Source organism: Enterobacter sp. RHBSTW-00175, assembly GCF_013927005.1.
Lineage (GTDB): Bacteria > Pseudomonadota > Gammaproteobacteria > Enterobacterales > Enterobacteriaceae > Enterobacter.
Genome location: NZ_CP055930.1, coordinates 2,396,252 through 2,419,502 on the forward strand (window position 1 = coordinate 2,396,252; position 23,251 = coordinate 2,419,502).

Consider the following 23,251-nt stretch of genomic DNA (forward strand, 5'->3'; position numbering starts at 1 on the left):
AAAATTGAAACGACACACCTTAAGTGGTGTGTTCGAGTCTCTCAAATTTTCGCAATTTGATGATGAATCGAAAGAAACATCTTCGGGTTGTGAGGTTAAGCGACTAAGCGTACACGGTGGATGCCCTGGCAGTCAGAGGCGATGAAGGACGTGCTAATCTGCGATAAGCGCCGGCGAGGTGATATGAACCTTTGACCCGGCGATTTCCGAATGGGGAAACCCAGTGTGTTCCGACACACTATCGTTAAGTGAATACATAGCTTAACGAAGCGAACCGGGGGAACTGAAACATCTAAGTACCCCGAGGAAAAGAAATCAACCGAGATTCCCCCAGTAGCGGCGAGCGAACGGGGAGCAGCCCAGAGTCTGAATCAGCTTGTGTGTTAGTGGAACGGTCTGGAAAGTCCGGCGATACAGGGTGATAGCCCCGTACACGAAAGCACACAGGTTGTGAACTCGAAGAGTAGGGCGGGACACGTGGTATCCTGTCTGAATATGGGGGGACCATCCTCCAAGGCTAAATACTCCTGACTGACCGATAGTGAACCAGTACCGTGAGGGAAAGGCGAAAAGAACCCCGGCGAGGGGAGTGAAAAAGAACCTGAAACCGTGTACGTACAAGCAGTGGGAGCACCTTCGTGGTGTGACTGCGTACCTTTTGTATAATGGGTCAGCGACTTATATTCTGTAGCAAGGTTAACCGTATAGGGGAGCCGAAGGGAAACCGAGTCTTAACTGGGCGTTAAGTTGCAGGGTATAGACCCGAAACCCGGTGATCTAGCCATGGGCAGGTTGAAGGTTGGGTAACACTAACTGGAGGACCGAACCGACTAATGTTGAAAAATTAGCGGATGACTTGTGGCTGGGGGTGAAAGGCCAATCAAACCGGGAGATAGCTGGTTCTCCCCGAAAGCTATTTAGGTAGCGCCTCGTGAACTCATCTTCGGGGGTAGAGCACTGTTTCGGCTAGGGGGCCATCCCGGCTTACCAACCCGATGCAAACTACGAATACCGAAGAATGTTATCACGGGAGACACACGGCGGGTGCTAACGTCCGTCGTGAAGAGGGAAACAACCCAGACCGCCAGCTAAGGTCCCAAAGTCATGGTTAAGTGGGAAACGATGTGGGAAGGCACAGACAGCCAGGATGTTGGCTTAGAAGCAGCCATCATTTAAAGAAAGCGTAATAGCTCACTGGTCGAGTCGGCCTGCGCGGAAGATGTAACGGGGCTAAACCATGCACCGAAGCTGCGGCAGCGACGCTTATGCGTTGTTGGGTAGGGGAGCGTTCTGTAAGCCGTTGAAGGTGTCCTGTGAGGGATGCTGGAGGTATCAGAAGTGCGAATGCTGACATAAGTAACGATAATGCGGGTGAAAAGCCCGCACGCCGGAAGACCAAGGGTTCCTGTCCAACGTTAATCGGGGCAGGGTGAGTCGACCCCTAAGGCGAGGCCGAAAGGCGTAGTCGATGGGAAACAGGTTAATATTCCTGTACTTGGTGTTACTGCGAAGGGGGGACGGAGAAGGCTATGTTAGCCGGGCGACGGTTGTCCCGGTTTAAGCATGTAGGCGGAGAGTTTAGGTAAATCCGGACTCTTTTTAACGCTGAGGTGTGATGACGAGGTACTACGGTACTGAAGTAACAAATGCCCTGCTTCCAGGAAAAGCCTCTAAGCATCAGGTAACATCAAATCGTACCCCAAACCGACACAGGTGGTCAGGTAGAGAATACCAAGGCGCTTGAGAGAACTCGGGTGAAGGAACTAGGCAAAATGGTGCCGTAACTTCGGGAGAAGGCACGCTGATGTGTAGGTGAAGCCCCTGCGGGTGGAGCTGAAATCAGTCGAAGATACCAGCTGGCTGCAACTGTTTATTAAAAACACAGCACTGTGCAAACACGAAAGTGGACGTATACGGTGTGACGCCTGCCCGGTGCCGGAAGGTTAATTGATGGGGTTAGCGGCAACGCGAAGCTCTTGATCGAAGCCCCGGTAAACGGCGGCCGTAACTATAACGGTCCTAAGGTAGCGAAATTCCTTGTCGGGTAAGTTCCGACCTGCACGAATGGCGTAATGATGGCCAGGCTGTCTCCACCCGAGACTCAGTGAAATTGAACTCGCTGTGAAGATGCAGTGTACCCGCGGCAAGACGGAAAGACCCCGTGAACCTTTACTATAGCTTGACACTGAACACTGGTCCTTGATGTGTAGGATAGGTGGGAGGCTTTGAAGCGTGGACGCCAGTCTGCGTGGAGCCAACCTTGAAATACCACCCTTTAATGGCTGGTGTTCTAACGTAGACCCGTAATCCGGGTTGCGGACAGTGTCTGGTGGGTAGTTTGACTGGGGCGGTCTCCTCCCAAAGAGTAACGGAGGAGCACGAAGGTTAGCTAATCCTGGTCGGACATCAGGAGGTTAGTGCAATGGCATAAGCTAGCTTGACTGCGAGAGTGACGGCTCGAGCAGGTGCGAAAGCAGGTCATAGTGATCCGGTGGTTCTGAATGGAAGGGCCATCGCTCAACGGATAAAAGGTACTCCGGGGATAACAGGCTGATACCGCCCAAGAGTTCATATCGACGGCGGTGTTTGGCACCTCGATGTCGGCTCATCACATCCTGGGGCTGAAGTAGGTCCCAAGGGTACGGCTGTTCGCCGTTTAAAGTGGTACGCGAGCTGGGTTTAGAACGTCGTGAGACAGTTCGGTCCCTATCTGCCGTGGGCGCTGGAGAATTGAGGGGGGCTGCTCCTAGTACGAGAGGACCGGAGTGGACGCATCACTGGTGTTCGGGTTGTCATGCCAATGGCATTGCCCGGTAGCTAAATGCGGAAAAGATAAGTGCTGAAAGCATCTAAGCACGAAACTTGCCCCGAGATGAGTTCTCCCTGACTCCTTGAGAGTCCTGAAGGAACGTTGAAGACTACGACGTTGATAGGTCGGGTGTGTAAGCGTAGCGATACGTTGAGCTAACCGATACTAATGAACCGTGAGGCTTAACCTTACAACGCCGAAGCTGTTTCGGCGGTTGAGAGACAGAATATTTTCAGCCTGATACAGATTTAACAGAATTTGCCTGGCGGCTTTAGCGCGGTGGTCCCACCTGACCCCATGCCGAACTCAGAAGTGAAACGCCGTAGCGCCGATGGTAGTGTGGGGTCTCCCCATGTGAGAGTAGGGAACTGCCAGGCATCAATTAAAATGAAAGGCCCAGTCGAAAGACTGGGCCTTTTGTTTTAGGTGTTGTTTGTCGGTGAGGGCTCTCCTGAGTAGGACAAATCCGCCGGGAGCGGATTTGCACAGCACGGAGTGCTGCCCGCAGGGTGCCGGGCAGGAAGCCCGGCATACAACTGCCAGGCATCAATTAAGAAGAACCCCGTACCGAAAGGTGCGGGGTTTTTTGCTTTTGTGCGTAAAAAATGCCCGGTGGCGCTACGCTTACCGGACCTGCAAAACCGTAGGCCGGGTAAGGCGAAGCCGCCACCCGGCAATGTCGACCGCACGATCCCTCCTTGAAACTTTCTCACCTTTCACTTGCAGGCTCGACATTCAGGCCATTTCTGCGTATCGTTAGCTATCTGGATGTCTAAACGTTTATACGTATGCTGTGAGGATATAAGGTTATGCCGATTCGGGTGCAGGACGAGCTACCAGCCGTCAATTTCTTACGTGAAGAAAATGTCTTCGTAATGACAGCTTCACGTGCAACAGGTCAGGAAATTCGCCCGCTGAAGGTGCTTATTCTCAATCTGATGCCGAAAAAGATCGAAACAGAGAATCAGTTCCTGCGTCTGCTGTCGAACTCGCCGCTTCAGGTGGATATCCAGCTGCTGCGTATCGATGCCCGTGAGTCGCGCAATACCCCTTCTGAGCATCTGAACAATTTCTACTGTAATTTCGACGATATCCGCGACGAAAATTTCGATGGTCTGATCGTGACTGGCGCACCGCTTGGGTTGGTAGAGTTTAATGATGTCGCCTACTGGCCGCAGATCAAACAGGTGCTGGAGTGGGCAAAAGATCACGTCACCTCCACACTCTTTGTCTGTTGGGCGGTACAAGCCGCGCTGAACATTCTTTATGGTATCCCCAAACAAACCCGCACTGAAAAGCTCTCTGGCGTATACGAACACCACATCCTTCATCCTCATGCGCTGCTGACGCGCGGTTTTGATGACTCCTTCCTCGCCCCGCATTCCCGCTATGCCGATTTCCCGGCACAGCTGATCCGTGATTACACCGATCTCGAGATCCTGGCGGAAACGGAAGAGGGTGATGCCTACTTGTTTGCCAGCAAAGACAAGCGTATCGCGTTTGTGACCGGGCATCCTGAGTACGATCCAAACACACTCGCGGCGGAGTTTTTCCGCGATGTTGAAGCCGGTTTAAGCCCGGAAGTTCCTTATAACTATTTCCCAAAAGACGACCCACAAAACAAACCACGGGCCACCTGGCGCAGCCATGGAAATCTGCTCTTCACCAACTGGCTCAACTATTACGTCTATCAAATCACGCCATACGATCTGCGCCACATGAATCCGACGCTGGAGTAATCCACTACTCTGGACGATCCTAAAGCGTTTCAGCTATTCAGATCAGGCACCTTCGGGTGCCTTTTTTATTTCCGAAATGCCACTCAACATTGCAAAAAACTTTAACTCTATATTAATCAGCAAGTTGCATTCAATTAATAATTAAAATGGAAATTGTTTTTGATTTTGAAAAAATTATAGATAATCTTAATTCTGCTGAGCGAAAACCACACAACGATCTTTCGCTCGCATTGGGGGAGTGTTTTTGGATCTTTGATGAGGAGCAGAATGATGACTCAACAGGCAACCACGGCCGACGAACTGGCTTTTAACCAGCCACATGGCGAACAAGAGCAGCAAATCTTAACGCCAGAGGCTGTCGAATTCCTGACCGAACTGGTGACCCGCTTTACGCCAAAGCGCAATAAGCTGCTGGCGGCACGCATCCATCAACAGCAGGAAATTGACGATGGCAAGTTGCCTGGATTTATTTCGGAAACCGCTTCCATTCGCCGTAGTGACTGGACAATCCGCGGTATTCCTGAAGACTTACAGGATCGTCGCGTCGAGATCACCGGCCCGGTGGAGCGCAAAATGGTGATCAACGCCATGAACGCCAACGTTAAAGTCTTTATGGCCGATTTTGAAGACTCTCTGGCTCCGGACTGGCGCAAAGTCATCGATGGGCAAATCAACCTGCGTGATGCCGTGAACGGCACCATCAGCTATACCAACGAAGCCGGGAAAATCTACCAGCTCAAGCCGAACCCGGCAGTGCTGATTTGCCGTGTACGTGGTCTGCATCTGCCTGAAAAGCATGTCACCTGGCGCGGTGAAGCCATTCCTGGCAGCCTGTTCGATTTTGCCCTCTATTTCTTCCACAACTACAAAAGCTTGCTGGCGAAAGGCAGCGGCCCGTACTTCTATCTGCCAAAAACCCAGTCCTGGCAGGAAGCGGCCTGGTGGAGTGAAGTCTTTAGCTATGCAGAAGATCGTTTCAACCTGTCGCGGGGCACCATTAAAGCCACGCTGTTAATTGAAACGCTGCCGGCGGTATTCCAGATGAATGAAATCCTGCACGCGCTGCGTGACCACATTGTTGGCCTGAACTGCGGACGCTGGGACTACATCTTTAGCTACATCAAAACCCTGAAAAATCACGCTGACCGCGTGCTGCCGGATCGTCAGGTTGTCACCATGGACAAGCCATTCCTCAGCGCCTATTCGCGTCTGCTGATTAAGACCTGCCACAAGCGCGGTGCGTTTGCGATGGGCGGTATGGCGGCATTTATTCCAAGCAAAGACACCGAGCGAAACAACCAGGTGCTCAACAAGGTGAAAGCCGACAAAGAGCTGGAAGCACGTAACGGCCATGACGGCACGTGGATTGCGCACCCGGGCCTTGCCGATACGGCGATGGACGTATTCAACCGCGTACTGGGCGACAACAAAAACCAGCTGTTTGTCACGCGCGAAGAGGATGCGCCAACCGCAGAAGAGCAGCTACTGGCGCCGTGTACGGGCGAACGCACTGAAGAGGGAATGCGCGCCAATATTCGCGTTGCCGTGCAGTACATCGAAGCGTGGATCTCCGGTAACGGCTGCGTGCCAATCTACGGGCTGATGGAAGATGCCGCCACGGCGGAGATCTCCCGTACCTCTATCTGGCAGTGGATCCATCACCAAAAAACGCTCAGTAACGGTAAGCCGGTAACCAAATCCTTGTTCCGTCAGATGCTGGCCGAAGAGATGCTGGTTATCCAGGACGAACTGGGCGAGCACCGCTTCAGTAGCGGGCGTTTTGACGACGCTGCGCGCCTGATGGAGCAAATCACCACATCAGATGACTTAATCGACTTCCTCACCCTGCCAGGCTACCGCCTGCTTGCGTAATCCACCACATAACAATATGGAGCATCTGCACATGAAAACACGTACCCAACAGATCGAAGAATTACAAAAAGAGTGGACACAGCCGCGCTGGGAAGGCATTCGTCGTCCGTACAGTGCCGAGGAAGTGGTGAGATTACGTGGCTCGGTCAACCCGGAGTGCACGCTGGCGCAGCTGGGTGCGGCCAAAATGTGGCGTCTGCTGCATGGCGGCTCGAAAAAAGGCTACATCAACAGCCTGGGGGCGCTGACGGGTGGTCAGGCGCTGCAACAGGCGAAGGCGGGTATTGAGGCGGTTTACCTGTCGGGCTGGCAGGTGGCGGCGGACGCCAACCTCGCCTCCAGTATGTATCCGGATCAATCGCTCTATCCGGCAAACTCTGTGCCGTCGGTAGTGGATCGGATCAACAACACCTTCCGTCGTGCGGATCAGATCCAGTGGTCTGCGGGCATTGAGCCAAACGATCCGCGTTTTGTGGATTACTTCCTGCCGATCGTCGCTGATGCAGAAGCTGGTTTCGGTGGCGTGCTGAATGCGTTTGAGCTGATGAAATCGATGATTGAGGCTGGTGCAGCGGCCGTACACTTCGAAGATCAGCTGGCATCGGTGAAGAAGTGCGGACATATGGGCGGTAAGGTATTGGTTCCGACTCAGGAAGCGATTCAGAAACTGGTTGCAGCGCGTCTGGCTGCGGATGTTCTGGGTGTTCCGACGTTGGTGATTGCCCGTACCGATGCAGACGCGGCTGACCTGATCACCTCTGACTGCGACCCGTATGATAGCGAGTTTATTACCGGTGAGCGTACCAGCGAAGGCTTCTACCGCACTCATGCTGGCATTGAACAGGCTATCAGCCGTGGTCTTGCCTATGCCCCGTATGCAGACCTGGTGTGGTGTGAAACCTCGACACCGGATCTGGCGCTGGCAAAACGCTTTGCCGATGCTATTCATGCGAAATATCCGGGCAAACTGCTGGCCTATAACTGTTCGCCATCCTTCAACTGGCAGAAGAATCTGGACGACAAAACGATCGCCAGCTTCCAGCAGCAGCTGTCTGATATGGGCTACAAATATCAGTTCATCACCCTGGCGGGTATCCACAGCATGTGGTTCAACATGTTCGACCTGGCCCACGCTTATGCGCAGGGTGAGGGTATGAAGCACTATGTTGAGAAAGTACAACAGCCAGAGTTCGAGGCCGGTAAAGAGGGTTATACCTTCGTTTCTCACCAGCAGGAGGTGGGAACAGGCTACTTCGATAAAGTCACCACCATCATTCAGGGGGGCGCCTCCTCCGTGACGGCCTTAACGGGATCGACGGAAGAAGCACAGTTCTGATGTTTTCCCCCTCTCCCCGCTGGGGAGAGGGTTGGGGTGAGGGGGAATAAGATGTCGCGTGGTCTGGAATTATTGATTGCACAAACCATCCTGCAAGGCTTTGACGCGCAGTATGGTCGTTTTCTGGAAGTGACGTCCGGCGCACAGCAACGTTTTGAACACGCCGACTGGCACGCCGTTCAGCAGGCCATGAAGCAGCGTATTCACCTTTACGATCACCATGTGGGTCTGGTGGTGGAACAGCTGCGCTGTATTACCGATGGCAAAAACCCTGATGCCGCATTTTTGCTACGTGTTAAAGAGCACTACACCCATTTATTACCCGATTACCCGCGCTTCGAAATTGCGGAGAGCTTTTTTAACTCTGTCTATTGCCGGTTATTTGACCACCGCTCGTTATCTCCCGAGCGGTTATTTATTTTCAGCTCCCAGCCTGAGCGCCGTTTTCGCACCATTCCGCGGCCGCTGGCGAAAGACTTCTTTCCCGATAACGGCTGGGAATCTCTGCTACACCGTGTGTTAACCGATTTACCGCTGCGCTTGCCCTGGCAGAACAAAACCAGAGACATCGGTTTTATCATCGCGCATCTCAGTGAGACGTTTGGTGAAGAGGTGCTCACTCACAGCCATCTGCACGTTGCGAATGAGCTTTTTTACCGTAATAAGGCTGCCTGGCTGGTCGGCAAACTGATTACACCCACCGCTACCGTGCCGTTCCTGCTGCCCATTCACCGCAGCGATGAGGGCGAGCTGTTTGTTGATACCTGCCTGACAACCAGTGCCGAGGCCAGCATTGTTTTTGGTTTTGCCCGTTCTTATTTCATGGTGTACGCCCCGCTACCTGCGGCTCTGGTGGAGTGGCTGCGTGAGATCCTGCCGGGGAAAACCACCGCCGAGCTGTATATGGCGATTGGCTGTCAGAAGCACGCCAAAACCGAAAGCTACCGGGAATATCTGCACTACATCTCAACGGCTGATGAGCAGTTTATCGAAGCCCCCGGTATTCGTGGGATGGTGATGCTGGTGTTCACCCTGCCAGGTTTCGATCGGGTGTTTAAGGTTATCAAAGACAAGTTCGCGCCACAGAAAGAGATGACCGCCGCCCATGTCCGATCCTGCTATCAGCTGGTGAAAGAACACGACCGCGTCGGGCGTATGGCGGATACCCAGGAGTTCGAAAATTTTGTGCTGGATAAGCAGCAGATTGACCCGGTGCTAATGGCGCTTTTGCTCCAGGAAGCTCCGGCAAAGATAACCGACCTGGGCGATAAGATTGTCATCAGCCACCTCTACATAGAGCGCCGCATGGTGCCGCTGAATATCTGGCTGGAGCAGTCGGAAGGGCAAGGATTACGGGATGCCATTGAAGAGTATGGCAATGCTATCCGTCAGCTTGCCGCCGCCAATATCTTCCCGGGCGACATGCTGTTTAAAAACTTCGGCGTCACCCGTCACGGGCGTGTGGTGTTCTACGATTACGATGAAATTTGCTATATGACCGAAGTGAATTTCCGCGATATACCGCCCCCACGCTACCCGGAAGACGAGATGTCCAGCGAGCCGTGGTATAGCGTCTCACCGGGGGATGTTTTCCCGGAGGAGTTTCGTCACTGGCTATGTGCCGACCCGCGCATCGGGCCGTTATTTGAAGAGATGCACGACGACCTGTTCCACGCCAGCTACTGGCGCGGGCTGCAAACGCGGATTAAAAACGGGCACGTGGAGGATGTGTACGCCTACCGGCGTAAGCAGCGGTTTTGCATCAGATTTTCTCCCTCCCCTGCAGGGTGAGGTCATCATGTTTTCTCCCTCTCCCGGTGGGAGAGGGCCGGGGTGAGGGCATCTGGCCGCACTCAATCCTAACGGATCCCACCGTACGCCAGCGTCACCTCTTTTGCCGCTTTAATCACCAGCGCACCCAGCTCGGTTACCCGGTCATCGGTCATGCGGGAGATTGGCCCGGAGATGGAAATGGCTGCAAACGGCTCGCGGTGCTCGTCAAAAATACAGGCCGCGAGGCAGCGCAGACCCAGCGCATGTTCCTCATCATCGAACGAATAGCCGCGCTTGCGGGTCAATGCCAAATCTTCTTTCAGATGCACCGGCGAAACCAATGTGGCGTGGGTATAGGCGTGTAGCCCTTTACGATGCAGCAACCCCGTCACTTGTTCCTCGCTAAGCTGCGAGAGAAACGCTTTGCCCGCCCCGGAGGCGTGCATTGGCAGCTTGCCGCCAATGGGAGCAGACATACGCATCAGCTGTGTACATTGCACCTGGTCGATGATGATCGCCTGATGGTCACTCTGGTCCAGAACGGCCAGGTTCACTGTTTCACCGGAATCTTCCATCAGCTTGCGCAGAATAGGGTGCACAATGGCCAGCAGGTTGCGGCTTTGCAGGAAGCTACTGCCGACGATAAACGCATGTGCGCCCACCGCCCAGTGCCCCAGCTCGCCCACCTGACGCACAAAGCCCAGCTGTTGCATGGTGGTGAGCAGACGGTGAGTGGTGGAGTTCGGCAGTCCGGCCTGTTGAGCCAGCTCCGTCAGGGCCACGCTGCTGTGCGACTCGGCTATCCATTCCAGCAGCTTCAGACCGCGAGTCAGCGATTGAACCTGTCCGCCCTGTGGTGCAGCGGTGGTGGCAGCAGGTTTTCTGCCGCGTTTAGCGGGAACGGTCGCGACCATGACGATCTCCTTTTTCTGTATCGTGGAAATCATTTTCGTTTTATTTGCTGTTTTTGCAACCGTTATCCTGACTGATCGGATGAGTGATGGTGAACATGTCTCATGTTACCGCTGTGTGACTTTTCCACTCTGTCAGATTATGCCAGTATGGACTGCTGGCCTTTTGGCCTGGTTGAGCGTTGTCGGGAGCAAGTGTGAGCAGCAAAGTAGAGCAACTGCGTGCGCAGTTAAATGAACGAATTCTGGTGCTGGACGGCGGCATGGGCACCATGATCCAGGGCTATCGTCTGAGTGAAGACGATTTCCGCGGCGATCGTTTTGCCGACTGGCCATGTGATCTGAAAGGGAACAACGACCTGCTGGTGTTAAGCAAGCCGCAAGTGATTGCGGATATCCACAATGCCTATTTCGAAGCAGGCGCGGATATCGTTGAAACCAACACCTTTAACTCGACAACCATCGCCATGGCGGATTACCAGATGGAATCCCTGTCGGCGGAAATCAACTATGAAGCCGCGAAACTGGCGCGCGCATGTGCAGACGAATGGACGGCCCGCACGCCGGATAAACCGCGCTACGTTGCCGGGGTACTTGGCCCGACAAACCGCACGGCGTCGATTTCACCTGACGTGAACGACCCGGCGTTTCGTAACATTAGCTTCGATCAGCTAGTGGCCGCGTACCGCGAATCCACAAAAGCGCTGGTGGAAGGCGGTTCCGATCTGATCCTGATTGAAACGGTATTCGATACCCTCAATGCCAAAGCCGCGATTTTCGCGGTGAAAGAGGAATTCGAAGCACTGGGCGTTGACCTGCCGATCATGATTTCCGGCACCATTACCGACGCCTCCGGCCGTACGTTATCCGGCCAGACAACTGAAGCCTTTTATAACTCGTTACGCCATGCCGAAGCGCTCTCCTTCGGCCTGAACTGCGCCCTGGGGCCAGACGAACTGCGCCAGTATGTGCAGGAGCTCTCGCGTATTGCGGAATGCTACGTCACCGCCCACCCGAATGCCGGTCTGCCAAATGCCTTTGGTGAATACGATCTGGATGCCGACACCATGGCGGCGCAAATCCGCGAGTGGGCTGAATCGGGCTTCCTGAATATCGTGGGTGGTTGTTGCGGTACGACGCCAGAGCATATTGCCGCAATGAGCAATGCGGTGGCCGGGCTGCCGCCGCGTAAATTACCTGAGCTTCCCGTTGCCTGCCGTCTTGCCGGCCTTGAGCCGTTGACCATCGGCGACGATAGCCTGTTTGTGAACGTCGGTGAACGTACTAACGTCACCGGCTCCGCGAAATTCAAACGCCTGATCAAAGAAGAGAAGTACAGCGAAGCGCTGGACGTTGCCCGCCAGCAGGTGGAAAGCGGCGCACAGATTATCGATATCAACATGGATGAGGGGATGCTTGACGCCGAAGCGGCGATGGTGCGTTTCCTCAACCTGATCGCCGGTGAGCCAGACATCGCCCGCGTGCCGATTATGATTGACTCCTCGAAGTGGGAGGTCATCGAAAAAGGGCTGAAATGCATTCAGGGTAAAGGCATCGTTAACTCCATCTCGATGAAAGAGGGGATCGATATCTTTATCCACCACGCGAAGCTGGTACGCCGTTACGGCGCAGCTGTGGTGGTCATGGCATTTGATGAAGTCGGTCAGGCCGACACCCGCGAGCGCAAGATTCAGATTTGCCGTCGCGCGTATAAAATTCTAACCGAAGAGGTAGGTTTCCCACCGGAAGACATTATCTTCGACCCGAACATCTTCGCGGTGGCAACCGGGATTGAAGAACATAACAACTACGCCCAGGACTTTATTGGCGCGTGTGAAGACATCAAACGCGAGCTGCCACATGCGCTTATTTCTGGCGGTGTGTCGAACGTGTCGTTCTCATTCCGTGGTAACGACCCGGTGCGTGAGGCTATCCACGCCGTATTCCTTTACTACGCTATCCGTAACGGAATGGATATGGGGATCGTGAACGCCGGGCAACTGGCGATTTACGACGACCTGCCGGCAGAGCTGCGTGATGCGGTGGAAGACGTTATCCTCAACCGTCGTGACGATGCCACCGAGCGAATGCTGGATCTGGCAGAAAAATACCGTGGCAGTAAATCGGATGAAGCCGTCAACGTTCAGCAGGCTGAGTGGCGCTCCTGGGATGTGAAAAAACGACTGGAATATTCGCTGGTTAAAGGTATCACCGAGTTTATCGAACTGGATACCGAAGAAGCGCGTCTTCAGTCCGCACGTCCGATTGAAGTGATCGAAGGGCCGCTGATGGACGGCATGAACGTGGTCGGTGACCTGTTCGGCGAGGGCAAAATGTTCCTGCCACAGGTGGTGAAATCCGCCCGCGTAATGAAGCAGGCGGTGGCCTACCTCGAGCCGTATATTGAAGCCAGCAAAGAGAAAGGCTCCAGTAACGGGAAAATGGTTATCGCCACCGTGAAAGGCGATGTTCACGACATCGGTAAGAATATCGTCGGCGTGGTGTTGCAGTGTAATAACTACGAAATTATCGATCTTGGCGTGATGGTGCCTGCGGATAAAATCCTCAAAACCGCACGTGAAGTGAATGCTGACCTGATTGGCCTTTCCGGGCTGATCACCCCGTCACTGGACGAGATGGTCAACGTGGCGAAAGAGATGGAGCGTCAGGGCTTTACCATTCCGCTGCTGATTGGCGGTGCGACCACCTCTAAAGCGCATACCGCAGTGAAAATCGAGCAGAATTACAGTGGCCCGACGGTCTACGTGCAAAACGCCTCGCGAACCGTGGGGGTCGTCTCTGCGTTGCTTTCAGCCACGCAGCACGATGACTTTGTGGCACGAACCCGCAAAGAGTACGAAACCGTCCGTATTCAGCATGCGCGTAAAAAACCACGTACGCCGCCGGTTACGCTACAGGCCGCGCGCGATAACGATCTGGCGTTTGACTGGTCCAGCTATACGCCGCCGGTTGCGCACCGTCTGGGCGTGCAGGATGTGACTGCCAGCATTGAAACGCTGCGTAACTACATCGACTGGACACCGTTCTTTATGACCTGGTCGCTGGCGGGGAAATATCCGCGCATCCTCGAAGACGACGTGGTCGGTGAAGAAGCACAGCGCCTGTTCAAAGACGCGAACGAGATGCTCGACACGCTGAGTGCAGAGAAAACCCTTAACCCGCGCGGCGTTGTCGGGTTGTTCCCGGCAAACCGCGTGGGCGATGACATCGAAATTTATCGCGACGAAACCCGTACCCACGTACTGACGGTGAGCCATCACCTGCGCCAGCAAACCGAGAAAGTGGGTTTCGCGAACTACTGTCTGGCCGATTTCGTGGCACCGAAGCTTTCCGGGAAAGCCGATTACATCGGCGCATTTGCCGTAACCGGTGGTCTGGAAGAAGATGCGCTGGCAGATGCATTCGAAGCGCAGCACGATGATTACAACAAAATCATGGTCAAAGCGATTGCCGACCGCCTGGCGGAGGCCTTCGCCGAGTACCTGCACGAACGCGTGCGTAAGGTGCACTGGGGTTATGCGGCGAACGAAAACCTCAGTAATGAGGAGCTGATCCGCGAAAACTACCAGGGCATTCGCCCGGCACCGGGCTACCCGGCCTGCCCGGAACACACCGAGAAGGGCACCATCTGGGAGCTGCTGGATGTGGAAACACACACAGGCATGAAGCTGACCGAATCCTTCGCCATGTGGCCCGGGGCGTCGGTTTCTGGCTGGTACTTCAGTCACCCGGACAGCAAGTACTTTGCTGTGGCACAGCTTCAGCGCGATCAGATAGAAGATTATGCGCAGCGTAAAGGGATGAGCGTTCCAGAAGTGGAGCGCTGGCTGGCGCCGAATTTAGGCTACGACGCGGACTAAGGTCACTTTTCCTTACAACAAACAGGGCGCTCATTGGGCGCCCTGTCTCTTTCTTACGCTTAAACCCTTATACTTGAGAAAAGCTCAGGTTAATCGTAGGCCGGATAAGCGAAGCGCCATCCGGCTTGTATAACATGGGCTTAAGGAACCTATAACGATAAGGAGAACCCCCTTCTGTGCTGACTCTGTTACACCTGCTCTCCGCAGTGGCATTGCTGGTATGGGGCACGCATATTGTCCGTACCGGTGTGATGCGCGTATTCGGTGCGCGCCTACGAACCGTTCTCAGCAGCAGCGTTGAGAAGAAGCCGCTCGCCTTCTGTGCGGGCATCGGCGTGACGGCGCTGGTGCAAAGCAGTAACGCCACCACCATGCTTGTCACTTCGTTTGTGGCGCAGGATCTGGTGGCGCTAACGCCTGCGCTGGTGATTGTGCTGGGTGCCGATGTGGGGACCGCGCTGATGGCGCGTATCCTGACGTTCGATCTGTCGTGGTTGTCGCCGCTGCTGATTTTCATCGGCGTTATCTTCTTCCTGGGTCGTAAGCAGACCCGTGCCGGGCAGCTCGGGCGAGTGGGCATTGGCCTGGGGCTGATCCTGCTGGCACTGGAGCTGATTGTGCAGGCGGTGACACCCATTACTCAGGCCAACGGCGTGCAGGTGATTTTCGCCTCGTTGACGGGCGATATCATGCTGGATGCGCTGATCGGCGCCGTCTTTGCCATCGTCAGTTATTCAAGCCTGGCCGCCGTGCTGTTGACCGCTACGCTGGCGAGTGCCGGGGTTATCTCGTTCCCGGTGGCGCTGTGTCTGGTGATTGGCGCGAACCTCGGCTCTGGCCTGCTGGCGATGCTCAACAACAGCGCCGCCAATGCTGCTGCCCGTCGCGTTGCGCTCGGTAGCCTGTTGTTTAAGCTGGTGGGAAGCCTGATTATTCTGCCGTTTGTGCACCTGCTGGCTGGGATCATGCAAAAGCTGCCTTTGTCGGACGCCGAGCTGGTTATCTATTTCCACGTGTTCTACAACCTTGTCCGCTGCCTGGCGATGGTTCCCTTCGCCGCGCCAATGGCCCGTTTCTGCGAACGTCTTATCCGCGATGAACCTGAGCTGGATGCCCGGCTGAAACCGAAGCATCTGGACACCTCTGCACTGGACACGCCAGCTCTGGGCCTGGCCAATGCTGCCCGCGAGACGCTGCGCATGGGCGATGCGATGGAAACGATGCTGGAAGGGCTGCAAAAGGTCATGCATGGCGAGCCTCGCGAAGAAAAAGAGCTGCGCAGGCTGGCAGATGATATCAACGTGCTTTATACCGCCATCAAGCTCTATCTGGCGCGGATGCCGCAGGACGAGCTGGCGGAAGAGGAATCGCGCAGGTGGGCGGAAATCATCGAAATGTCCCTCAACCTGGAGCAGGCCTCTGACATCGTCGAACGTATGGGCAGTGAAATAGCCGATAAATCGCTGGCTGCGCGCCGTGCGTTCTCGGTCGAAGGTCTGAAGGAGCTTGAAGCCCTGCACGAACAGTTGTTGAGTAACCTCAAGCTGGCGATGTTGGTCTTTTTCTCAAGCGATGTGCCAGGCGCACGCCGTTTACGCCGCAACAAACACCGTTTCCGTATTCTTAACCGCCGCTACTCTCATGCGCACGTTGAACGCCTGCATCAGCAAAACGTGCAAAGCATTGAAACCAGTTCCCTGCACCTGGGGCTGCTGGGCGATATGAAACGTCTTAACTCGTTGTTCTGTTCCGTGGCCTACAGCGTGATGGAACAGCCGGATGAAGACGACGAGCGAGACGAGTATTAATCTCTGAAAGCGCCTCGCAGTTTCCCGCTGTGGGGCGTGACTCAATCTCACTGAAAATTTAACGTTATCCCATTGGACATGCGCTTACACGTGAAGGAACGTGTTATGCCTGTGTTTGTATAAAATTTTATACAGGGATGTGTTATGCTTTCAGAAAGGCCAGCGATGCGACCCATCGCATGGATAGGGAGTGCATTTGACGATTTACTCAGCTTTCCTGAGGTCATCCGCAAAGACGCAGGTTTTCAGTTACACCGCCTGCAAGCCGGGTTAGAGGCCGCTGACTGGAAGCCGATGCCGGAAATCGGTAAAGGCGTTGCTGAAATACGGCTTAGAAGCCATACGGGCGCTTATCGAATTCTCTATTTGGCCCGTTTTGAAGATGCGGTATATGTGCTGCATTGCTTTATGAAGAAAACACAGCGGACTTCCGGACAGGATAAGCACATCGCTAAAGCCCGTTTGCAGGCAGTGATTGATGCGAGGAATAATCGAAAATGAGTAAAGGTGTTGATACTAAAATTCGCCATGTTACGGCGGCAGAAACCAACATATTTTCCGAGCTGGGCTTTGAAGCGAGTGAAGCAAAACGGCTGCAAAAGGATGCTGATAAAGAAGTTGAACAACTGCTGGCCATCAAGCGACAACTGATGCAGGAGATCTCCGCATGGATTGCTGATAATAAGCTCCGTCAGGCTGATGCTGCAGCCATGCTCAATGTCTCTCGTCCACGTGTTTCGGATGTAGTTAACCTCAAAACCAGCAAGTTCACGCTCGATACTCTGGTCATGATGCTAAGTAAACTTGGAAAACCTGTCTCAGTTACCATCGGCTAATCTTTTTACCAGCCCAAACCTAAGGTATATTTCGCCTCTACAGGAGAAACTATGCTGCCAACTCAATCAACCCGATTAAACAAATACATTAGCGAGAGCGGGATCTGCTCACGTCGCGAGGCTGACCGTTACATTGAACAGGGTAACGTGTTCCTCAACGGCAAACGCGCCACCATCGGCGACCAGGTGGTACCTGGCGATGTGGTCAAAGTGAATGGTCAGGTCATCGAACCCCGCGATGCCGAAGACCTGGTGTTTATCGCGTTGAATAAACCGGTTGGTATCGTCAGTACCACGGAAGATGGCGAGCGGGACAACATTGTTGATTTCGTTAACCACAGCAGCCGTGTCTTCCCGATTGGCCGACTGGATAAAGACTCTCAGGGGCTGATTTTTCTCACCAACCACGGCGACCTGGTAAACAAAATTCTGCGTGCCGGAAACGACCACGAAAAAGAGTACATCGTCACGGTGAATAAACCGGTCACTGACGAGTTTATCCGTGGAATGGGCGCTGGCGTGCCGATTCTGGGCACCGTTACCAAAAAGTGTAAGGTGAAGAAAGAAGCCCCGTTTGCGTTTCGCATTACGCTGGTACAGGGCTTAAACCGCCAGATCCGCCGTATGTGCGAGCACTTCGGTTATGACGTGACGAAGCTGGAACGCACCCGAATCATGAACGTCAGCCTGTCCGGTATTCCATTGGGCGAGTGGCGTGATTTAACCGGTGACGAGCTGATTGAGCTGTTCAAGCTGATTGAGGATTCATCTTCTGAAGCGAAACCAAAAGCGAAAGCCAAACCGAAGGCTCAGGCGGTTAAACGCCCGGTGGTGAAAGCCCCGCAGGCAGAAGATAAAGGGCGAGGTAAACCGGCTAACGGAAAACGCTTTACCCAGCCTGGGCGCAAAAAGAAAGGGCGCTAATCAGCGCCGTCCCCGGGTAGAGGTGTTTGCCGACCAGGAAAAAGTCGTCTCTGCATCGGGTTTATAAGCCTGCTGTTTCTTCAACTTGCGGGCTTTTTTTGCTTCTGCTTCACGCTGTTCCATCAGTTTGTCGATGTACTCTTTTTTTACCTGATTGGTTTCGCCGTTAGTCAGTGTGCGGCCATGGGCGATACGGGCGCGGCCGAGAAGCGTCTTGAGTTCACGCTGCTCGGCTTCTGTCATATCTTGCTGGGTCAATCGTTGTGTCGCCATCGCTGAAGCCTCATGTGGAAGAGGCTTCAGTGTAAAACAAGTGGCGGAAATTAACCTTGTTTCACCACATCTTTTTTCGGTTGTTCTTCGATGGGTTTACCAGACCAGTAACCTGCCAGCAGGGAGCCTGAAAGGTTATGCCAGACGGAGAACAACGCGCCAGGCAGGGCGGCCAGCGGCGAGAAGTAGATTTTACCGAGTGCCGCGGCCAGGCCAGAGTTTTGCATTCCCACTTCAATCGCCAGCGTGCGGCAGGTAGATTCGTCAAAGCCGAACAGTTTGCCACCCCAGTAGCCTCCCAGCAGGCCAATGGTGTTATGCAGTACCACAGCAATGATCACCACAAAGCCGACAGACGCAATGTGCGAGGCGGAGCCTGCTACCACGGCGCTGATGATTGCCAGAATACAGACCATCGAAAACGCCGGCAGACAGGGTTCGACCGCCTTCACCAGGCGCGGGAACAGATGGTGGATAACCAGCCCCAGTGCAATCGGGATCACCACAATTTGCAGAATGCTGAGCAACATCCCCATTACGTCTACCTGAATATGTGCGTCGACATACAGGCGGGTTAACAGCGGTGTGGCAATCACGCCCACGAGAGTAGACGCGGACGAGATGGTCACGGAGAGCGCAACATCGCCTTTCGCCAGATAGATCATCACGTTGGAGGCCGTACCGCTTGCCACGCTGCCCACCAGCACCATCCCGGCGGATAAATCTGGCGGCATCTTAAAGGCCATTGCCAGCAGCCAGGCCGCGAGCGGCATCACCAGATAGTGCAGGAAAATACCCGCCGCGACAGGTGCAGGGCGCGACAGCACGCGTTTAAAGTCGTCAATTTTCAGGTGCACGCCCATGCCGAACATAATCAGCATCAGCAGCGTGGTGACCCAGGGGCCGATGCCCGTGAAGCTGGTGGGGGTGTAATACGCGAGTACAGAGAGCAGCAGTGCCCATAACGGGAACAGCCGGGTGATGGCGGATAACATAGTTAATTCCTTGCAGTATTGTCGTGTTGTTTAGTTATGAAAAAGCCGGGTCTGTGCCCAGCTTATAGGTATTGTTTATCGTGCTAACGAATTTTATTCAAACAAATTCTGATGAAGTTTTTGCACGACAAGCTCCGCCTGATCGGCCGGCACCAGGAAGCAAAGGTTGTAGCTGGATGCACCGTAGCAAATCATGCGGATGTTGAACGGGTCGAGCACGCCAAAGACCTCTTTACCCACGCCACAGGCGCGTGACAGCTTGTTACCGATGATGGCAACCAGCGCCAGGTTTTCTTCGACTTCCACGCGGCACAGCTCAGACAGCTCAATCAACAGCGATTGCGTCAGCAAGGTATCGCCAGTAGAAGTTGAACCGGTGGTATCCAGCGTCAACGCGATGCTCACTTCGGAGGTGGTGATCAGATCCACGGAGATATTATGGCGTGCCAGAATGCTAAACACTTCCGCCAGGAAACCGCGGGAATGCAGCATATTGTGGCTATGGAGCGTCACCAGCGTCTGGCGGCGGCGCAGGGCCAGCGCGCGGAACAGCGGTGGGTTTTCCGTTTTCTTACAGACCAGCGTACCACCCGCTTTCGGATCTTTACTGGAGCCGACGAACACCGGAATATCGCTGCGCACGGCTGGCAGCAGCGTTGCAGGGTGCAGCACTTTCGCGCCGAAGGTGGCCATTTCCGCCGCTTCTTCAAACGCGATCACATCAATTCGTTTCGCTGCGGAAACGACGCGCGGGTCGGTGGTGTAAATGCCCGGAACGTCAGTCCAGATATCCACACGGGTAGCGTGCAGTGCTTCACCCAGCAGTGCGGCGGTGTAGTCGCTGCCACCACGGCCAAGCGTTGTAGTTCGGCCTTTCGCTTCGCTACCGATAAAGCCCTGGGTGATAACGATACCCTCTGCCAGACGCGGTGCCAGCTGCTGAGTAGTCAGCTCGGCCAGCGCTTCAACGTCCGGTTCGGCGCGGCCAAAGCGATCGCTGGTACGCATCACTTTACGCACGTCAAACCACTGCGCCTGAATGTTACGTTCGCGCATGATTTCCACAAACAGCAGAGTGGACATCAGTTCACCATGGCTGACCAGTTCGTCGGTCAGGGCGGTGGAGGTTGCCAGAGAGGCGGCTTCTGCCAGGGTGGTGATGTTTTCCAGCAGACGTTCCACTTCCTCGCGGATGACGTTCGGGTTCTGCAGGCGTTCAAGGATGTCGAACTGAATTTTGCGCAGTGCATCCAGCTTAACGAAACGTTCTGTCGCTTCCAGTCCTTCAGACAGAGAAACCAGCAGGTTCGTCACGCCAGCGGATGCAGAAAGCACCACCAGGCGGGCATTCGGATCGGCTAGCACCACATCGGCGCTGCGGTTCATGGCATCGTAATCAGCCACACTGGTGCCGCCAAACTTAGCGACCACAAAACTCGTCATAACAACCTCGTGTCAGGGAATGAATAAAGCGACCTTGGCACAAGAATGAAACGAAAACAGGTGCAGGCGCAAATACGGCCCTATAAATAAAATGTGGGGGAGGTCCTGTCAATGCTGGGATTATGCGGATTTTTCATGGGGGGGCACCCCTCAGTAACAGGACTTATAACAAGCCGCTATTTTATTCTGCAAATCAGGACGTTCTGAACGACATTCAACCCCCTCGGGGGCAGGTTTTAGCAGCTATACTTTTCGGGTCTTTTCACCTGCGTTTGATGCAGGCCAGGGCAATGGCATAAAAACCATCACAATTTTTATTTGCAGGCGCTACAATCGACCGCAGTCACAATTCTCAAATCAGAAGAGTATTGCTAATGAAAAACATCAACCCAACGCAGACCGCTGCCTGGCAGGCACTACAGAAACATTTTGATGAAATGAAAGACGTCACTATCGCGGATCTGTTCGCGAAAGATGCCGATCGTTTCAACAAGTTCTCCGCGACCTTCGACGACCTGATGCTGGTGGACTTCTCCAAAAACCGCATTACCGAAGAGACACTGGCAAAATTGCAGGATCTGGCGAAAGAAACCGCGCTCAGTGATGCCATTAAATCCATGTTCTCTGGTGAGAAGATCAACCGCACCGAAGACCGCGCTGTGCTGCACGTTGCACTGCGTAACCGTAGCAATACTCCAATCATCGTCGATGGCAAAGATGTGATGCCGGAAGTGAACGCGGTGCTGGAGAAGATGAAAGCCTTCTCTGAAGCGATCATCTCTGGTAGCTGGAAAGGTTACACCGGTAAAGCTATCACTGACGTGGTGAACATCGGTATCGGCGGTTCAGACCTCGGTCCATTCATGGTGACCGAAGCGCTGCGCCCGTACAAAAACCACCTCAACATGCACTTCGTTTCTAACGTTGATGGTACACACATTGCTGAAGTGCTGAAGAACGTGAACCCGGAAACCACCCTGTTCCTGGTGGCGTCTAAAACCTTCACCACGCAGGAAACCATGACCAACGCCCATAGCGCGCGTGACTGGTTCCTGGAAACCGCAGGTGACAACAAGCACGTCGCGAAACACTTCGCCGCGCTGTCTACCAACGGTAAAGCGGTTGGCGAGTTCGGTATCGACACGGCAAACATGTTCGAGTTCTGGGACTGGGTTGGTGGCCGTTACTCTCTGTGGTCTGCAATCGGTTTGTCCATCATCCTGTCTGTTGGCTTTGACAACTTCGTTGAGCTGCTTTCCGGCGCACATGCGATGGATAAACACTTCGCGTCCACCGCGCCTGAGAAAAACCTGCCAGTGCTGCTGGCGCTGATTGGTATCTGGTACAACAACTTCTTTGGCGCTGAAACCGAAGCTATCCTGCCATACGACCAGTACATGCACCGCTTTGCTGCCTACTTCCAGCAGGGCAACATGGAATCCAACGGTAAATACGTTGACCGTAACGGCAATGCCGTGGACTACCAGACTGGCCCAATCATCTGGGGCGAGCCAGGCACCAACGGCCAACATGCGTTCTACCAGCTGATCCACCAGGGCACCAAGATGGTACCGTGCGATTTCATCGCGCCTGCTATTACTCATAACCCGCTGTCGGATCACCATCCGAAACTGCTGTCTAACTTCTTCGCTCAGACTGAAGCGCTGGCGTTCGGCAAGTCCCGCGACGTGGTTGAACAGGAATACCGCGACCAGGGTAAAGATCCGGCGACCCTGGATCACGTTGTGCCGTTCAAAGTGTTCGAAGGCAACCGTCCAACCAACTCTATCCTGCTGCGCGAAATCACCCCGTTCAGCCTGGGTGCGCTGATTGCCCTGTATGAGCACAAAATCTTTACTCAGGGCGCGATCCTGAACATCTTCACCTTTGACCAGTGGGGCGTTGAGCTGGGCAAACAGCTGGCAAACCGCATTCTGCCAGAGCTGGGTGACGACAAAGCGATTAACAGCCACGACAGTTCTACAAATGGTTTGATTAACCGTTATAAAGCATGGCGTGCATAATTAATATGTCATGAAAAATGCCGGCGAAATGCCGGCATTTTTTTATCGGATAATTCCTGATGTCTGTTATTTAACTCAAATTACTGTTCTGAGTTTAATCTGAAAAAGTCCATTAACCTGTTAATTACTGCGGTTTATTTTAGGAATATACGGAGAATGAAACTGGTAATAACTTATTATAACTTTATGAATGTAATGGGATTTATATTTATTTAATTATTGTTGTGTGTCGCAAATATCCAATATTCTGAAAACTCCCTCTCTATTTACCTGCACGGCAATCCCTCTGCTTTAGTTGTGTATACTCGATTCCGCTCGAAATTCTTTTTGGGCACATCTCCATTCATTCAATGAAGGGAAATTGTTATGAAGAAAGTACTGTATGGCATTTTTGCCATATCTGCGCTTGCGGCGACATCTGTATATGCGGCTCCGGTTCAGGTCGGGGAAGCTGCAGGGTCGGCAGCGACGTCTGCGTCTGCGGGGAGTTCTACCGCAGCCAGCACCAGCACCGTAAGTTCAGCCGTGGGTGTCGCGCTGGCGGCAACCGGTGGCGGTGATGGCTCCAATACCGGAACCACGACCACCACGACGACCAGCACCCAGTAATACCGGGTGTTTTAATCA

The 23,251-nt window shown here is 53.9% G+C and carries 15 protein-coding genes and 2 rRNA genes; 13 read left to right on the plus strand and 4 right to left on the minus strand.

Annotation, left to right across the window (positions count from 1 at the left end):
* Positions 1 to 93: 93 nt before the first annotated feature.
* From HV107_RS11350 to aceK, 6 genes are all read left to right on the plus strand, one after another.
* Positions 94 to 2,999: ribosomal RNA gene (locus HV107_RS11350) — 23S ribosomal RNA — on the plus strand.
* Positions 3,000 to 3,070: 71 nt separating this feature from the next.
* A 5S ribosomal RNA gene (rrf, locus tag HV107_RS11355) occupies positions 3,071 to 3,186 on the plus strand.
* Between the two features lie 432 nt (positions 3,187 to 3,618).
* Positions 3,619 to 4,548 (plus strand): homoserine O-succinyltransferase, encoded by a 930-nt coding sequence (gene metA / locus HV107_RS11360; RefSeq protein ID WP_182063266.1) that lies wholly within the window; start codon positions 3,619 to 3,621, stop codon positions 4,546 to 4,548.
* Between the two features lie 270 nt (positions 4,549 to 4,818).
* A complete protein-coding gene (gene aceB, locus HV107_RS11365) occupies positions 4,819 to 6,420 on the plus strand; it encodes a malate synthase A (protein WP_182063506.1) in 1,602 nt (533 codons plus the stop codon).
* Positions 6,421 to 6,451: 31 nt separating this feature from the next.
* Entirely contained in the window at positions 6,452 to 7,756 is a 1,305-nt protein-coding gene (gene aceA / locus HV107_RS11370) for an isocitrate lyase (protein ID WP_182063267.1), read from the plus strand.
* A 51-nt stretch (positions 7,757 to 7,807) separates the two neighbouring features.
* Positions 7,808 to 9,547: a bifunctional isocitrate dehydrogenase kinase/phosphatase gene (gene aceK, locus HV107_RS11375; RefSeq protein ID WP_182063268.1), complete on the plus strand. Its 1,740-nt coding sequence runs from the start codon at positions 7,808 to 7,810 to the stop codon at positions 9,545 to 9,547.
* A gap of 68 nt (positions 9,548 to 9,615) precedes the next feature.
* Here aceK and iclR read toward each other — a convergent pair whose 3' ends face one another.
* A complete protein-coding gene (gene iclR / locus HV107_RS11380) occupies positions 9,616 to 10,443 on the minus strand; it encodes a glyoxylate bypass operon transcriptional repressor IclR (protein WP_182063269.1) in 828 nt (275 codons plus the stop codon).
* 194 nt (positions 10,444 to 10,637) lie between these two features.
* Here iclR and metH point away from each other — a divergent pair, with 194 nt between their 5' ends.
* The 5 genes from metH (at position 10,638) to rluF (ending at position 17,889) form a co-directional block, all read left to right on the plus strand.
* Positions 10,638 to 14,321, plus strand: coding sequence for a methionine synthase (gene metH / locus HV107_RS11385; protein ID WP_182063270.1), 3,684 nt, complete (start codon positions 10,638 to 10,640; stop codon positions 14,319 to 14,321).
* A 176-nt stretch (positions 14,322 to 14,497) separates the two neighbouring features.
* Complete coding sequence (locus HV107_RS11390) at positions 14,498 to 16,129, plus strand: Na/Pi cotransporter family protein (protein ID WP_182063271.1); 1,632 nt, start codon at positions 14,498 to 14,500, stop codon at positions 16,127 to 16,129.
* Positions 16,130 to 16,273: 144 nt separating this feature from the next.
* Entirely contained in the window at positions 16,274 to 16,630 is a 357-nt protein-coding gene (locus HV107_RS11395) for a type II toxin-antitoxin system RelE/ParE family toxin (protein WP_182063272.1), read from the plus strand.
* The gene (locus tag HV107_RS11400) at positions 16,627 to 16,965 is read left to right on the plus strand and encodes a helix-turn-helix domain-containing protein (protein ID WP_182063273.1); all 339 of its coding nucleotides are present in this window, start codon (positions 16,627 to 16,629) and stop codon (positions 16,963 to 16,965) included. Before HV107_RS11395 ends, HV107_RS11400 begins: the two co-directional genes overlap by 4 nt.
* Before the next feature lie 51 nt (positions 16,966 to 17,016).
* A complete protein-coding gene (gene rluF, locus HV107_RS11405; protein ID WP_182063274.1) occupies positions 17,017 to 17,889 on the plus strand; it encodes a 23S rRNA pseudouridine(2604) synthase RluF in 873 nt (290 codons plus the stop codon).
* Here the strand turns inward: rluF and HV107_RS11410 are convergent, their stop codons facing one another.
* The 3 genes from HV107_RS11410 to lysC form a co-directional block, all read right to left on the minus strand.
* On the minus strand, positions 17,890 to 18,162 hold the full coding sequence (locus tag HV107_RS11410; RefSeq protein WP_182063275.1) for a DUF3811 domain-containing protein: 273 nt from the start codon (positions 18,160 to 18,162) through the stop codon (positions 17,890 to 17,892).
* Positions 18,163 to 18,212: 50 nt separating this feature from the next.
* Positions 18,213 to 19,157: a ketopantoate/pantoate/pantothenate transporter PanS gene (gene panS / locus HV107_RS11415; protein WP_182063276.1), complete on the minus strand. Its 945-nt coding sequence runs from the start codon at positions 19,155 to 19,157 to the stop codon at positions 18,213 to 18,215.
* Positions 19,158 to 19,250: 93 nt separating this feature from the next.
* On the minus strand, positions 19,251 to 20,600 hold the full coding sequence (gene lysC, locus HV107_RS11420; RefSeq protein ID WP_182063277.1) for a lysine-sensitive aspartokinase 3: 1,350 nt from the start codon (positions 20,598 to 20,600) through the stop codon (positions 19,251 to 19,253).
* A 374-nt stretch (positions 20,601 to 20,974) separates the two neighbouring features.
* Between lysC and pgi the strand changes: the two genes are divergently transcribed.
* Together pgi and yjbE are read left to right on the plus strand one after the other, a co-directional pair.
* Positions 20,975 to 22,624, plus strand: coding sequence for a glucose-6-phosphate isomerase (gene pgi / locus HV107_RS11425; RefSeq protein ID WP_182063278.1), 1,650 nt, complete (start codon positions 20,975 to 20,977; stop codon positions 22,622 to 22,624).
* A gap of 366 nt (positions 22,625 to 22,990) precedes the next feature.
* On the plus strand, positions 22,991 to 23,233 hold the full coding sequence (gene yjbE / locus HV107_RS11430) for an exopolysaccharide production protein YjbE (RefSeq protein ID WP_013095034.1): 243 nt from the start codon (positions 22,991 to 22,993) through the stop codon (positions 23,231 to 23,233).
* The last annotated feature ends 18 nt before the right edge of the window (positions 23,234 to 23,251 follow it).

Excerpts from the sequence above, each read along its gene's own strand:
- iclR (WP_182063269.1), bottom strand. The coding sequence starts at position 10,443 with ATGGTCGCGACCGTTCCCGCTAAACGCGGCAGAAAACCTGCTGCCACC.
- pgi (WP_182063278.1), top strand. The coding sequence starts at position 20,975 with ATGAAAAACATCAACCCAACGCAGACCGCTGCCTGGCAGGCACTACAG.
- lysC (WP_182063277.1), bottom strand. The coding sequence starts at position 20,600 with ATGACGAGTTTTGTGGTCGCTAAGTTTGGCGGCACCAGTGTGGCTGAT.
- aceK (WP_182063268.1), top strand. The coding sequence starts at position 7,808 with ATGTCGCGTGGTCTGGAATTATTGATTGCACAAACCATCCTGCAAGGC.
- metA (WP_182063266.1), top strand. The coding sequence starts at position 3,619 with ATGCCGATTCGGGTGCAGGACGAGCTACCAGCCGTCAATTTCTTACGT.
- aceB (WP_182063506.1), top strand. The coding sequence starts at position 4,819 with ATGACTCAACAGGCAACCACGGCCGACGAACTGGCTTTTAACCAGCCA.
- rluF (WP_182063274.1), top strand. The coding sequence starts at position 17,017 with ATGCTGCCAACTCAATCAACCCGATTAAACAAATACATTAGCGAGAGC.
- HV107_RS11410 (WP_182063275.1), bottom strand. The coding sequence starts at position 18,162 with ATGGCGACACAACGATTGACCCAGCAAGATATGACAGAAGCCGAGCAG.
- panS (WP_182063276.1), bottom strand. The coding sequence starts at position 19,157 with ATGTTATCCGCCATCACCCGGCTGTTCCCGTTATGGGCACTGCTGCTC.
- yjbE (WP_013095034.1), top strand. The coding sequence starts at position 22,991 with ATGAAGAAAGTACTGTATGGCATTTTTGCCATATCTGCGCTTGCGGCG.
- aceA (WP_182063267.1), top strand. The coding sequence starts at position 6,452 with ATGAAAACACGTACCCAACAGATCGAAGAATTACAAAAAGAGTGGACA.
- HV107_RS11395 (WP_182063272.1), top strand. The coding sequence starts at position 16,274 with ATGCTTTCAGAAAGGCCAGCGATGCGACCCATCGCATGGATAGGGAGT.
- HV107_RS11400 (WP_182063273.1), top strand. The coding sequence starts at position 16,627 with ATGAGTAAAGGTGTTGATACTAAAATTCGCCATGTTACGGCGGCAGAA.